General features: G+C 62.8%; 13 protein-coding genes. 5 read left to right on the top strand and 8 right to left on the bottom strand.

From position 1 onward, the window contains the following. Positions 1–138 precede the first annotated feature (138 nt). The 6 genes from BGO80_RS18395 to BGO80_RS18370 all read right to left on the bottom strand — a co-directional run bounded on the left by BGO80_RS18395 (position 139) and on the right by BGO80_RS18370 (position 5,075). Entirely contained in the window at positions 139–1,512 is a 1,374-nt protein-coding gene (locus BGO80_RS18395; RefSeq protein WP_286722865.1) for a dicarboxylate/amino acid:cation symporter, read from the bottom strand. 167 nt (positions 1,513–1,679) lie between these two features. Then, positions 1,680–2,327, bottom strand: a complete 648-nt coding sequence (locus BGO80_RS18390) for an SdpI family protein (protein WP_286722864.1) — start codon at positions 2,325–2,327, stop codon at positions 1,680–1,682. A 64-nt stretch (positions 2,328–2,391) separates the two neighbouring features. Beyond that, the gene (locus BGO80_RS18385) at positions 2,392–2,679 is read right to left on the bottom strand and encodes a GIY-YIG nuclease family protein (RefSeq protein ID WP_286722863.1); all 288 of its coding nucleotides are present in this window, start codon (positions 2,677–2,679) and stop codon (positions 2,392–2,394) included. A gap of 180 nt (positions 2,680–2,859) precedes the next feature. Then, positions 2,860–3,339 carry a 30S ribosomal protein S9 gene (gene rpsI, locus BGO80_RS18380; protein ID WP_126151656.1) on the bottom strand — a complete coding sequence of 160 codons (480 nt, stop codon included), beginning with the start codon at positions 3,337–3,339 and terminating at the stop codon, positions 2,860–2,862. 1 nt (position 3,340) lies between these two features. After that, positions 3,341–3,805 (bottom strand): 50S ribosomal protein L13, encoded by a 465-nt coding sequence (gene rplM, locus BGO80_RS18375; RefSeq protein ID WP_126151657.1) that lies wholly within the window; start codon positions 3,803–3,805, stop codon positions 3,341–3,343. A 208-nt stretch (positions 3,806–4,013) separates the two neighbouring features. Next, on the bottom strand, positions 4,014–5,075 hold the full coding sequence (locus BGO80_RS18370) for a COX15/CtaA family protein (RefSeq protein ID WP_286722862.1): 1,062 nt from the start codon (positions 5,073–5,075) through the stop codon (positions 4,014–4,016). 78 nt (positions 5,076–5,153) lie between these two features. Between BGO80_RS18370 and BGO80_RS18365 the strand changes: the two genes are divergently transcribed. Further along, positions 5,154–5,381: a DUF2842 domain-containing protein gene (locus BGO80_RS18365; protein ID WP_286722861.1), complete on the top strand. Its 228-nt coding sequence runs from the start codon at positions 5,154–5,156 to the stop codon at positions 5,379–5,381. Here the strand turns inward: BGO80_RS18365 and BGO80_RS18360 are convergent. Together BGO80_RS18360 and BGO80_RS18355 are read right to left on the bottom strand one after the other, a co-directional pair. Then, positions 5,371–6,411, bottom strand: coding sequence for a polysaccharide deacetylase family protein (locus BGO80_RS18360; protein ID WP_286722860.1), 1,041 nt, complete (start codon positions 6,409–6,411; stop codon positions 5,371–5,373). The genes BGO80_RS18365 and BGO80_RS18360 overlap by 11 nt on opposite strands. A 13-nt stretch (positions 6,412–6,424) precedes the next feature. After that, positions 6,425–8,851, bottom strand: coding sequence for a GumC family protein (locus tag BGO80_RS18355; RefSeq protein WP_286722859.1), 2,427 nt, complete (start codon positions 8,849–8,851; stop codon positions 6,425–6,427). Positions 8,852–9,002: 151 nt separating this feature from the next. Here BGO80_RS18355 and BGO80_RS18350 point away from each other — a divergent pair, with 151 nt between their 5' ends. The 4 genes from BGO80_RS18350 to BGO80_RS18335 all read left to right on the top strand — a co-directional run bounded on the left by BGO80_RS18350 (position 9,003) and on the right by BGO80_RS18335 (position 13,572). Beyond that, a complete protein-coding gene (locus tag BGO80_RS18350) occupies positions 9,003–9,557 on the top strand; it encodes a polysaccharide biosynthesis/export family protein (protein WP_164550453.1) in 555 nt (184 codons plus the stop codon). A 5-nt stretch (positions 9,558–9,562) separates the two neighbouring features. Further along, a complete protein-coding gene (locus BGO80_RS18345) occupies positions 9,563–10,699 on the top strand; it encodes a glycosyltransferase family 4 protein (RefSeq protein ID WP_286722858.1) in 1,137 nt (378 codons plus the stop codon). Between the two features lie 66 nt (positions 10,700–10,765). Next, positions 10,766–12,289 (top strand): undecaprenyl-phosphate glucose phosphotransferase, encoded by a 1,524-nt coding sequence (locus BGO80_RS18340; RefSeq protein ID WP_126151663.1) that lies wholly within the window; start codon positions 10,766–10,768, stop codon positions 12,287–12,289. Continuing rightward, positions 12,286–13,572 (top strand): O-antigen ligase family protein, encoded by a 1,287-nt coding sequence (locus BGO80_RS18335; protein WP_126151664.1) that lies wholly within the window; start codon positions 12,286–12,288, stop codon positions 13,570–13,572. The genes BGO80_RS18340 and BGO80_RS18335 overlap by 4 nt, the downstream gene beginning before the upstream one ends. Positions 13,573–13,670: the final 98 nt, after the last annotated feature.

The following is a 13,670-nucleotide window of genomic DNA, read 5'->3' as shown; positions in this document are numbered from 1 at the left end:
CCGAGGGGTCTTGGCTGCCTGGCCTGCGCGAAGAAAGAGCCCTCGGGTCAGGCCCGAGGGTGACGATCTGTGAGGGACTGCGCATTTTAAGATACAAAGAGGGGGCCTTTCGGCCCCCCTCTTCATTTCGTAGCATTCTTACTGCGCCGGAACAGCATCCGCATCGGCGTCGAGGTTTTCGACGCTTTCGCCGCGGTCGTAGGTGGCCTGATCCAGAATGCCCTCGCGCTTGGCGACGATGGTGGGCACCAGGGCCTGGCCCGCAACGTTAACCGCGGTGCGGCCCATGTCGAGGATGGGGTCGATGGCCAGCAGCAGGCCGACGCCTTCGAGCGGCAGCCCGAGGGTGGACAGGGTCAGCGTCAGCATGACCGTGGCGCCGGTAAGGCCGGCGGTGGCGGCTGAGCCGATGACCGAGACGAAGACGATCAGCAGATAATGCTCAAGCCCGAGGCTGATGCCGAAAAACTGGGCGACGAAGATGGCCGAGATCGCCGGATAGATGGCAGCGCAACCGTCCATCTTGGTGGTGGCGCCGAGCGGCACGGCGAAGGAGGCATATTCACGCGGTACGCCGAGATTCTTTTCGGTGATGCGTTCGGTCACTGGCAGCGTGCCGATGGACGAGCGCGACACGAAGGCGAGCTGGATGGCGGGCCATGCGCTCTGGAAATAGCGGATGGGGTTGAGACCATTGGCCTGGAGCAGCGCCGGATAGACGACGAAGAGCACGAGGACGAGGCCGATATAGATGGCGGCGGCGTACCAGCCGAGTTGCGCCAGGGCGTCCCAGCCGTAGACGGCGACGGCATTGCCGAGCAGGCCGATCGTGCCGATGGGCGTCAGGCGAATGACCCACCACAGGACCTTGTGGATGATCTTGAGGAAGGAGCGGTTGAAGGCAAGGAACGGATCGGCGGCCGGGCCGACGCGCAGGGCTGCAACGCCGACGACGATGGCGACGATAAGGATCTGCAGCACGTTGAAGTTGAGGCTTGTGGTCGCGCCGGTATCGGAGACGCGGGTCGATGCCTGCAGGCCGATGAAGTTGGACGGGATCAGGCCCTTGAGGAAGTCCAGCCAGGAGCCGGTGGAGGATGGCGCGCGGGCCGCGGCTTCGGTGACAGCGGTATGGACGCCGGGCTGGATGATGAGGCCCAGCGCGATGCCGATGGCCACGGCGATCAGCGCGGTGATGGCGAACCAGAGCAGCGTCTGCCACACCAGCTTGGCGGCATTGTTGAGCTCGCGCAGATTGGCGATGGAGGCAACGATGGCGGTAAAGACCAGTACCGGCACCAGAGCGCGCAGCAGCGAGACGAAAGACGAGCCGATGGTGGCAAGGGTGACCGTCAGCCAATTGGCATTGCCGGCGGCATCAGGACCCATGGTGCGGGCGATGAAGCCCAGGACCAGGCCGATGACCATGGCGGCAAGCACCTGAACGCCGAAATTGCGGTAGAGCGGCTTTGGCGCGCGTGGCGCAGCGCCGGCCGAAACGGTAGTTGGCATGACAAACCTCGTCAGAGAAGACCGCTCGCACAAGGCTTGTGCAGCGTGCCTCACAATTAGCCAGGACCATACGCCTGACGCCGACGAAGTTCAGCGCATGACATTCCCTTTGCGTAGCGCGCGGAAGATAATTCTATCGCCCAATGCCGATCATCGAGAAAATCCGCTCACAGGCGGCGGGTAATGAGGGTAATGAGGGTAGCGAGGGCAGCGATGACTGGCAGGGTGAGGAGACTCGTGGCGAGGGCGATCACCATGGGACCTGGCCCCGGATCTATCCAGACCAGAGCGGCAAGAGCGAAGGCCAGAAGGCCGCTGGTGAGCCCGGCGACGCGGTGCACAATGCGCCAGCCGCGATCGGATGCGATCGGCCAGGGCATGCGCATGCCGGCATAGGTGTGGCGCTCGGCCTCGAACAGCACAAGGCCAAGCACCAGCAGCGCGCCGGCCAAAGCAAGGCCGGTAAAGCGGATGAGGTCGAGATCGGAGCCATTGCCCATGACCAGCAGGCCAAGCTGGCAGGCGGCGGCCACGGCGAGTGCCAGGGTCAGGGCGGGATCGAGAATGTGCTGAACCTTGGCGAAGTGGTTCTTGGTGAGCGCCCGGCCGAGGACGAAGAAGCCTGCCATCAGCACGATCTGGACGAGGGGCGCCACGACCAGCGCCACATCGCGCGGCCACAGCCAATCCGGGATGCTGCCCTGCCAGTGGGCGGGGAAGGCATAGTTGGCCGGAATATGCAGGAACCCCACCGCCGCCATGGCGACCGTCACGGTGAGAATGAGGGCATGGAAGCGGGTGACGAGGTTTTGCATGGCGGGATGGATATGGCAGGCCAGTGCCCGACCGCAAGAGCCCTCGCGTCAAGCGCGAGGGCGTTTATCGGGTGATTTCGTCCCAAAGATCACGCCATTCAGGGTTGTGCTCCTCAATGAGCGCCACCTTCCAGGCGCGTATCCAATGCTTGAGGTTCTTCTCCCTCTGGATCGCGAGCCGCACGGTCTCGAGGACGTCAAAGTGCACCAACTGCTTGATGGTGTGCTCCTTGGTATAGCCGTCGGCGACACCTTCTCGATGCTCCCAAACACGGCGAACAAGGTTGTTGGTGACGCCAACATAGATTTTGCCGCGTGGGTGGTTTGCAAGGATGTAGGTGTAGCCCGCCATCGCAGGATGGTCGGCAGAGAGAGCCCTCGCGTCAAGCGCGAGGGTGACGAGCGGTGGGGACGACCGGTGGGGGCAGGCAGTGCGAGGGTAACGAGTGGGCCTAGCAGGCGAAGATTGGTGGTGTGACAAAGAAAAAGGGCCGCTTTCGCGACCCTTTTTGAACTTGGTTCGATCCAGCGATTAACGCTTGGAGAACTGGAAGGAGCGGCGGGCCTTGGCCTTACCGTACTTCTTACGCTCGACAACGCGGCTGTCGCGGGTCAGGAAGCCACCCTTCTTGAGGACCGGGCGCAGGGCCGGCTCGAAATAGGTGAGAGCCTTGGAGATGCCGTGACGAACGGCACCGGCCTGACCGCTGAGACCACCACCGGCAACGGTGACGTTGACGTCGTACTGGTCGAGGCGCTCGGAAGCGACGATCGGCTGCTTGACGATCAGCTGCAGCACCGGACGGGCGAAATATTTGGAGAATTCGCGGCCGTTGATGGTCAGCGTGCCCTTGCCCGGCTTGATCCAGACGCGAGCGACGGCGTTCTTGCGCTTGCCGGTGGCATAGGCGCGGCCGAGGCTGTCCAGCTTCTGGGTGTGAACCGGAGCATTGTTGGCCGGAGCGGCAGCGGAAGTGCCGAGGTCTTCGAGAGAGTTGATGGTTTCAGCCATATTACTTCACCCGGACGTTCTTGGAGTTCATCGCAGCAACGTCGAGCTTAGCCGGGTTCTGCGCTTCATGGGGATGCTCAGCACCGGCATAGACGCGCAGGTTCTTGAGCTGGGCGCGGGTCAGCGGACCGCCCGGCATCATGCGGCGCACAGCGTTCTCGAGGACGCGGTTCGGGAAGCGGCCTTCCAGCAGCTCACGAGCAGTACGGTCCTTGATGCCGCCGGCATAACCGGTGTGCCAGTAGAAGCGGTGCTGGTCGAGCTTGCGGCCGGTCAGCTTCACCTTGTCGGCATTGATGACGATGATGTTGTCACCCATGTCCATGTGCGGGGTGAAGGTCGGCTTGTGCTTGCCGCGCAGACGCGAGGCGATGATGGAAGCAAGACGGCCCACGACCAGCCCTTCGGCGTCGATGAGGATCCACTTCTTCTCGATCTCGCTCGGTTTTGCCGAGTAAGTGCTCATGTTGAAATCCCTAAGATTCATGCAGCCAGACCGCAGGGGAATGGCTCGTTCGCGGCGGGGTGTATGGGAGATTCCATGACCCGTCAAGTGCATTGAAAAAGATAAGCGTTTTCAGTGGCTTATAAAAGCGGTATTATAATACCGCGCCACCCCATACCGTCTGGAATAGTGGAAGTGACGCTGAAGTGGCGCCACTTCGCTTGGGGCTTCAGCGCACGCGGCGCATGTCGGCGATATAGCCCATGGCGAGGCCAGCCAGCATGAAGGCCAGCGCCTGGTGACCGACGGCGAGGCCGATCGGCACGCCCGCGAGCAGGGTGGCAATGCCCAGGCAGACCTGGAGCAGCAGGATGACGCCGATGCGGGGTAGCCAGCCATGGACGCCGCCAAAGCCGCCATCCTTGTGCCGCCGCCAGATCAGCCAGCCGATATAGGCGGTGATGAGATAGGCGATGCCGCGGTGAATGAACTGCACGGTCATGGCGTTTTCGAACAGATTGCGCCAGGCAGGCTCCATGATGAAGAGGCCCTTGGGGATGATGGCACCATCCATCAGCGGCCAGGTCTGGTAGCCCATGCCGGCATCGAGACCGGCGACAAAGGCCCCTGCCCCGATCTGCATGATCACGAGCAAGAGGAGAAGCGCGGCCGTGCCCATGTGGAAGCCGCTGACATGACCGATGACGCGGCCGGGGGTGATGGAGCGGGCAACATAGATTAGGGCCACGAAGAGCAGACAGGCAGCGGTGAGGTGGGCGGCGAGGCGATATTGGGAGACCGAGGTGAGCTCGGTAAGGCCCGACGTCACCATCCACCAGCCCAAAGCGCCCTGGAAGCCGCCAAGGATGAAGAGACCGAACAGCGGCAGCGCCAGTTCGCGCGAAAGGCGCTTCTGAACAAGGAAGACAACGAAGGGCACGAGGAAGACCAGGCCAAGCGCCCGCGCCAGCAGGCGGTGAAACCATTCCCAGAAGAAGATGAACTTGAAATCATCGAGGCTCATCCAGGAATTGACCACCGAATATTGCGGGATCTGTTGATAGGCCTGGAACTCGGCCTGCCATTCGGCGTCGTTGAGCGGCGGAATGACACCGGAGATAGGCTTCCAGCTGGTGATCGACAGACCAGACTCGGTGAGACGCGTAATGCCGCCGACCACCACGATCAGCAGCACGAAGGCGGCGAGGCCGTAGAGCCAGATGCGAACGGGACGAAGACGGTCGCTGGCGAAGCTGACTTGGCCTGGTGCGGCATCTTGCAAGGAGGTCACGGCACTTTTCCGGTATCGGTGGGGCTGGCGGAGTGGTAATGCCAGCTCAGTTTAGTCGCAACAGCCCAGATGCCGCACATGACGCAGCGTAACCGCAAGTTGATCGGAGCTTTCCTGCTGGTGGGGTCGATCGTTTTGTGGTGCGTGCTGGCGACCGCGATCTACCTGATGCTGCCCGAGGGGCTGCCGGGACTGGTGCTGATCGGCTATTTCGTCGTTGCCGGCATGGGGTGGCTGCTGCCCTCGATGGTCATCATCCGCTGGATGGCCCGGCCTAATGACGTGCCTGGCCAGACTAGCCGGTGATCTTGCCAAGTTGGGTGAAGAGCCCGCCGCTGGCGAAAATATCGACATAGCGGTGCTGCTGAAAGTAGCCGTTGAGCGAGACGCGTGGCAGTGACCACGGCGTCTGGGCATGGTGGGCGTAGAGACCGCCCGGCCGGGTGGTGACGGCGGTGCTGAACCCCGCCTCCCGCGCCAATTCGTATTCGCGTGGACCACATGAGAGCGGACCGCCGAGCGGATAGGAAAAATGCTGCGGCCTCGTACCGAACTGGGCTTCGATGATGTCGGCCGACTGGGTCATTTCGCGCGCCGCCTGTAGAGGGGGGAGCTTGGCGAGTTCGTAATGGTTCACGGTGTGGGCGCCGATGGTGCAGAGCGGATTGTCTGCAAAGAGACGCAGCTGCTGCCAGTCCATGATGAGCTCGCGGCATTGCACGTCGAGGTCATATCCGTAATTACCGGTGAACTCTTCGAGCAGTTTGAGCCGCTCGGGCTCTGGCAGCTTGCGCATGCGCCAATAGAGGCGCGCGAAGGCATCCGCCTTCTGCCGTGTCGTGATGGTGTCGACATATTCGGTTTCGCCATCCTCGGTGAAAACTACGGCCTGCTGGCGGGCAATGATATCTTCGATGGCCTGCCACCAGATCTGGCCGACGCCGTCGACGAAAGCGGTGGGCACGTAGAGGGTGAACGGTGCCTCGTGGCGCTGCAGTATGGGCAGGGCGTGGGTGAGGTTGTCACGATAGGCGTCGTCGAAGGTGAGGACGACGAAGGGCCGCCCTTTTTCGGTAGCGCTGAGGCGGGTCATGGCCTCATCGAGCGACACAATGTCGATGCCGAGGTCGCGCACGCGCTCGATGCAGTAATCGAGAAAGTCTGGCGTGATCTGCAGGATGGCATTGGGCGAGAACGCGGCGGGGGGTTCGGGCAGCACCCGATGCAGGGTGAAGATCACCCCGCGCGATTGCGACAAAAGCCGCGACAGGTGCGGCATGCCGGAGAGCCATAGCACCTCGAAGGCGGCGCGGATGGCCGTGTATTTCAGCGACATGCCAGGCTCCGCCTCAAGCGGCGACCGACTCGGCGAGAAGGGCAACCTCGACGCGCGGCAGGCCGGCATCCATCAACCGCCCGCGCACGAATTCGGCATCCTCGATATCGGTTTCCTCGCCGGCCACCAGGATGATGCGACCTTCGAGCTCGGCAAAGCTATAGAGGGAGGACTGACGGCCGACGCGGCCGGTCAGCACCACCACGACCTCGTAGATGTCACAGAGGGCGTCGACCAGGGTCAGCGGCTTGCTGGACTTCGCGTCGATGGCCAGGCCCTGCCCCCAACTGATTTCGGCAAAGCTGTTGTCGGCCGACTTCTGCACGATATCGCCGAAGCTGGCCTCGCCGGTGCTGAGGTCGGTGAGGCCGAGTTCCTCGGTCTGGCGGCCGGTGCCGGCATCGACCAGGGCAACGCTGAGACCCTTGGCCAGCGAGTCGCGCACCAGGTCTTCGGCGAGGTAGCGGCTCGGCAGGCTGGCGCTGTGGTCGGCGAGCAGCAGCAGGTGCGAGCGTCCCAGCACGAGATCGGAAGCGAGATCGTCATACTGCACGATCACCGGCGGACGGCGCGGGGCGCGGCGCGGCTGCGGAGCCGGCTCCGACGCGGCGATAGCAGCAGCAACCGGTTCCGGCTCGACGACCTGCGGCTGGACCTTGGCCGGACGGCGCGGCTGGTATTCCGGCTCGGACATCAGCGCCTCCATGAAGCTGCTGGCGGCGGCGGCATGCTGATGATCGATCGCGTCGGGGACCACGGCGGCCTCGTCGTCCTTGAACATCGGCAGTTCAGGCTCGTCCTCGCTGGACGCAAGGACAGGCTCCTCGACATCGGCGGCACGGCGCGCATGGGCGAAGGTGGGGCGCTCGGGCATGTCATAGATATCAGGCGCCTCGTAGAGGTCGGGAGTATCTTCGACGTCATGCGGCTCACCCATCGCCGGCGCCTCATAAAGAGGTGTGGCCTCGTGGAATGCCTCGTCTTCGGCGTTGATGGGAGCGGCGTGGTCCACGGCGGCAGCGACTTGTGGCTCGACCTGCTGGGTCTCGACGACGGCGCGGCCGGACATCAGCTCGCGGAAGATGATGGCGCCGATCTGGCCCATGAAGGAGACGAGGCCGACGGCCAGCATGATGAGAGCGGTCTGCGGGAAGGCCGGATTGACCGAGGGTGCAGCGACGCTCACCACGCGCACGTCCGGCAGGGCCGAGTTGGTTTCGACGCGCGAAGAGGCTTCGTTGTATCGGAGGAGATAGGCTTCGAGCAGATCGCGCTGGGCCTTGGCCTCGCGCTGCAGGCCATCGAGGGCAACAGTGTCCTTGGTGGCGACAGAGGCTTCGGTCTTGGCGCGGGTCAGGTCGGCCTGCAACGAGGTTTCGAGATCGGCCTCGATCTGCGCTTCGGCTTCGAGAGCCGAGGCGACGCGCTGGCCTTCGGCGCGAATCTGGCGATCCAGTTCGATGATCTGCGCGTCAATGGCACGGATGGCCGGATGGCTGGCCAGAAGCGTGGCGGAGCGCTGGGCCCTCTCGCCCTGCAACTGCGCCTTTTCCTGGCTAAGCTGCTGGATCACTACCGATGCGCGCACATCGCTGACACCCTCGATGGGCTGGCCACGCTCGATCAGGCCGCGAATGAGGGCGGCGCGCGACAGGGCGGTGTTCTTGCGCTCCTGGGCGGAATTGATCTGGGTCGCAATGGTGGAGAGCTGCTGGTCGAGCAGGCTGGTATTGTTCTGGCCGGTGAACAGGTCGTTGTCGACCTTGAACTGGGCCACGGCGGTTTCTGCTTCCTGCACCGACAGGCGAAGCCGGGCAATCTCGTCACGCAGCCAGGTCGAGGCTTCGGCCGTGTCGGAAATGGACAACTGGGCACGACGGCTCACATGCGCATTGGCGATAGCATTGGCGATGTCGGCGGCACGCTGCGGATTGGTGGAGCGCACGAGCACAGAGATAAGGCGGGAATCACGCTCCTGCACCACTGTCAGGCGGCTATAGAGCGTATTGAGCACGGTCTCATCGACGCTGACCGGCGCCGACTGGCGGCCCATCAGCTGGGTAATGACGGCCATGGGGGAAAAACCGCCCTGCGAGCCGTTGAACTCGGGAACCGAGCGCAGGTCCAGTTGGTCAATGACCTGAAGCAGCGTGTCGCGCGACTTGATCAGCTCGATCTGGCTGGAGACCACGCCAGCCTCATTGCCGCTGACCGACGGCGCGGCCTCGTTGGAGGCGCGCGAATAAGAATTGGAACGCGGCTCGACCAGGATCGAGGCCGAGGACTCGTAGAGCCGTGGCAGGAACATCAGCACCACGAAGGTCAGCGCCAACAGCACCAGCGTGACCAGCAGGATGCGCGGCAAGCGTTTCACGACAGCGCCGGTCACCGCACCGATATCGATGCGTGCGTCGGAATAAGCTGAAGAATCGTGTGCCATGGCCAACCCTCGGAATTTGCCGAAGTGTCGGCCAATCGTGGTCAACATTCAGTTAATCGCTTTCGCAATTCGCATGAGGGCATTTCCCGATAAGGAAAATCTTAACCATGCACAGCGATGCTGGGCCCATCTTCGAATGCGCGAGACCGCCATGCGCTGGCTTTCAGCCCTACTCATCGTTCTGCTTGTTCCCATGCTTGCTGCCTGTGTCAGCACGAGACCATCGACCTATCTGGTCGATACCAAGGGGCCGTACCAGCTGGACACCGGCGACGTCGTGCGCGTGTCGGTCTATGGTGACGCCGAACTCAGCAAGAGCTATCGTGTGGACGATAACGGTGCCATCGCCTTCCCGCTGGTGGGTCCGGTGCAGGTGCGTGGCGCCACCACCGCCAATGCCGCCTCCCGGCTCGCCGGCGCGCTGGCAAATGGCTATATGCGCAATCCCGACGTCGCCGTGGAAGTCGAGCAATATCGGCCCTTCTTCATTCAGGGCGAAGTGCGCACTTCTGGCCAGTTCCCTTATGTGTTCGGCATGACGGCCCGCGCCGCCATCAGCACGGCCGGCGGCTTTACCGACACCGCAGACCGCAACAAGGTGCTGGTCTATCGGCGCCAGGGCACCGAAATGGTGAAGGGCGGAGTCGACCTCGATTTCCCGATCTATCCGGGCGATACCATCGTCGTGAACGAACGCTGGTTCTAGGCCAGATGGCTCGAGAACCCCTGCGCATCCTGCAGGTCATGCGCGCGCCGGTCGGCGGCCTGTTCCGCCATGTCGCCGACCTCACCCGGGCGCTCAGCGCCCGCGGGCATGAAGTGGGTCTGGTGGTCGACACGCTGACCAATGACACCCAGACCGAAGCCCGGCTGGCCGCGCTCGAACCCTTTGCCGCACTGGGTATTCACCGCTTTCCCATGCCCCGGCTGTTCGGCAAGGGCGATGTGACGACTCCATTCGCCATTTCCAAGCTGGCGCGTCGCCTCAAGATCGATGTGTTGCACGGGCATGGAGCCAAAGGCGGGTTTTATGCCCGGCTGATCCGCTACGGCTCGAGCAAGGCCATTGCCTTCTATACGCCGCATGGCGGGGTGCTGCATTTTCCGGCCAGTTCGGCTTCGGGGCGGCTGTTTCACCAGCTCGAGAAGATGCTGATGGCCAAGACAGCGGCGATCATCTTCGAAAGCGCCTATGCGCAAAAAACCTATGCCGGGCTGATCGCCGCCCCCACCTGCCCCACCGAAGTGATTCACAACGGCCTGGCGCCGGAGGAATTCGAGCCGGTTCAACCCGTGGACGATGCCGCCGATTTCGTGTTTGTCGGCGAGTTGCGCGCGCTCAAGGGCATTTTTCCGCTGGCAGAGGCCATGGCCCGCCTGCATCGTGCGGATGGTCGTCCAGTACGGCTGGTGATGGCCGGGGACGGCCCAGAGCGCGCCGCGCTCGAAAACCGACTCGCCAGTCTGGGCATTGCGGACACAGTGCAATTGGTGGGTTCCCAGCATGCCCGCAAGGTGTTCGCGATGGGTCGCTGCGCCGTGGTGCCATCGCTGGCGGAATCACTGCCCTATGTGGTGCTGGAGGCAGCGGCGGCGCGGCTGCCAGTCATATCCACCGATGTGGGGGGCATTCCCGAGATTTTCGGCCCCACTGCTGCAAGTCTGGTGCCCGCCAACGATGCCGAAGCGCTCGCCGGCGCCATGCAGGCTTTTCTGGACAACCCCGATGCGGCCGCGTCCGAAATGCTCCGTCGCCTCGAGCATATCCGGGCCGGCTTTTCGCTCGCGGTGATGACCGACGCCATCGAAGCCTTGTATTACCGCAGTCTCGGCAATGCGCAGGGCTGACTTCACCGACTTTAAACGCCTGATGTGGAAGATACCGACGGTAGTGCGTTTGTCGGTAGTCGCATCATGTTCAAGATTGATCCCAAAAGGGCCATAGAGCGCCATTCAAGGCGCCATGTCGTCGACGAAGCCGACAGCCAGCCCCTGTCCTGGGCTGCCGAGGAGATCATTCGCAAGCAGCCAGAGCCGACGCTTTCCGGCGCGGTGATTTCCGGAATCGCGCAGATCGTCGAGGCCTTCCTGCTTGCCGCGCTGGGCTATGGCATCCATCTGGCATATGTCGATCCGGCGCAGGACTATTTCTATATTCCGGTGGTGCTGGTTACAGCGCTCTTGGCTAATGTGGCCTTCAACGTCGTGCGCTCGCACCGCATCGCGGCCTATCGCGATCTGTTCGGACAGCTGGGGCGCGTGCTTGCCGGCTGGGCAGCAGTGATGATCCTGCTCACCGTCACCATCTTCTTCTTCAAGGCCAGCGACATGGTCTCGCGTGTCTGGCTCCTGTCCTGGTTCCTGTCCGGCGCGGCGGTGCTGGTGGCCTATCGGCTGTTGTTGCGCGGGCTGGTGCAGCGCTGGACCGAACAGGGACAGCTCAAGCGCCGCACCGTGATCGTGGGCGGCGGCCAGGATGCCGAGCAGCTGATCAACCAGATCCATGCCGGCGCCGACAAGGATATCAATCTACTGGGCCTGTTCGATGACCGCGATGGCGAGCGCTCGCCAGATATGGTCGCCGGGGTGCACAAGCTGGGCAGGGTCTCCGACCTCATCCATTTCGCACGGCGGACGCGGGTGGACCTGGTGCTGGTCTCCATGCCGCTGTCGGCCGAAAAGCGCGTACTCGACATGCTGACCCAGCTCTGGGTGCTGCCGGTCGATATTCGTCTCTCGGCGCATATGAGCAAGCTGCGCTTCACCGACAAGGCCTATTCCTATATCGGCGAAGTGCCCGTGCTCGACATGGCCGACCGGCCGATTTCCGACTGGAACCTGGTGTTCAAGTGGGTCTTCGACAAGGTGGTCGCAGTTGTTTCGTTGATCCTGCTGGCGCCGGTGATGATCATTACCGCCATCGCCATCAAGCTCGAGAGCAAGGGGCCGGTGTTCTTCATGCAGAACCGCCATGGCTTCAACAATGAGCTGATCCGCATCTACAAATTCCGCTCGATGCGGACCGACATGCTCGACGGCGCCGCGGCCAAGCTGGTGACCAAGGGCGATCCGCGCGTCACACGCGTCGGCCGCTTCATTCGCAAGACCTCGATCGACGAACTGCCGCAACTGTTCAATGTGCTCAAGGGCGAGCTGTCAGTGGTGGGGCCGCGTCCGCATGCGCTGCAGGCCAAGGCGGACAACAAGCTCTATTACGAGGCTGTCGAAGGCTATTTTGCCCGCCATCGGGTCAAGCCGGGGATGACCGGCTGGGCCCAGATCAATGGCTGGCGCGGCGAGACCGACACGATCGACAAGATCATGCAGCGGGTGAACCACGACCTCTATTATATCGAGCACTGGTCGATCCTGCTGGATCTCTACATCCTGCTGATGACGCCGGTCTCGCTGATCTCGAAGAACGAGAACGCATATTGAGCGCAACGGCCACCTTTGACGGGCGCCTGGCGATGGCCGGCTCCGCTGGGGCCGGCCATGCTGCTGCAAAACGCCGGGCCACGCGGCTGCTCGACATCATGGTGTCGATCTGGATCTTTTCAGGTGGCATCGTCTTCTTCGAGCCCTCGCCCTATGAGCTGGCCTTCGTCTTCGTGCTGCTGCTGGCACTCATGGGTGGGGTTGGGCTCTATCGCTCAACCTTCGGACTCCTGGCCATCATATTGGGGTTTACGCCCTTCGCGCTGATCGCCTGTTTCCAGGTGCGGTACAACACCATCAGCGAGGCGCTGATCTTTTCGATCGTCACCATCTTCCTGATGATCACGAGCTATTTCGTCGCCAATTTCATCGCCGAATGCACCATCAAGCGGATGCGGCTGATCATGACGGCCTATACGGCAGTTGCTGTGCTTTCGGCTGTCATCGGTACGCTGGCCTATCTCGGCATCATGCCGGCTGCTGATCTGTTCGTGCGCTATGGCCGCGCCAAGGCCGCCTTCAAGGACCCCAACGTCTTCGCCCCCTTCCTGGTCCTGCCGGCCATGTTCGCGCTGCAGCGCATTCTGCTTGGTCGCGGCTGGCAGGTGATTATCGCCGGCGGGGTCTATGTCGCGCTGTTCATCGGCGTCTTTGTCAGCTTTTCGCGCGCTGGCTGGGCGCATTTCGCGCTGTCCTCAGCGGTCGTGCTGGGACTGGTCTTCTTGCTGGAAGCCAATGCCCGCGACAAGGCACGCATCATGCTGATGGCACTGGGTGGCGCATTTTTCCTCGTCGTGGCCATGGCGGGGCTGTTGTCCATCCCCGAGGTTTCCGACCTCTTCGCGGCGCGCCTGACCTCGCAGAACTACGATACCGGCGAGACCGGCCGTTTTGGCCGCCAGGGCTATGCCTTCGAGCTGGCGCTCAACAATCCCTGGGGCTTGGGCCCCGGCGAATTCCGCAATCTGCGCATCATCGAGGAGCCGCATAACGTTTTCGTCTCGGTCATCCATGTCTATGGCTGGGGCGGCGCGGCCTTCTTCTACATCCTGGTGTTCGGCACGCTGTGGAAGGGCGTGGCCATCATCACCCGGCCGTCGCCCTACCGATTGCTGGCCATTCCGGTGGTCGCGACCTATGCGCTCGTGGTCGGCGAATCGGCAATCATCGATTCCGACCATTGGCGGCACATCTATCTGCTGATCGGACTGGTCTGGGGGCTTTCGACCGCCATTCACAACGACCGCCGCCGCAGTGCGCCCCGCGACGAAATGCTGATCTAGCCTGATTTGACGCAGGGGGTGCGCGGGCTCGCCAGCGCTTCCAGCTCAGGCAGCTGGCATGTGCAAAACGGGAAGAATGTCCGTTTTGTTTTCACAAG

It is taken from the genome of Devosia sp. 63-57 (assembly GCF_001899045.1).
Lineage (GTDB): Bacteria > Pseudomonadota > Alphaproteobacteria > Rhizobiales > Devosiaceae > Devosia > Devosia equisanguinis.
The sequence above is the reverse complement of the archived record's forward strand: the minus strand, read 5'-3'. Positions and strand labels throughout refer to the sequence as shown.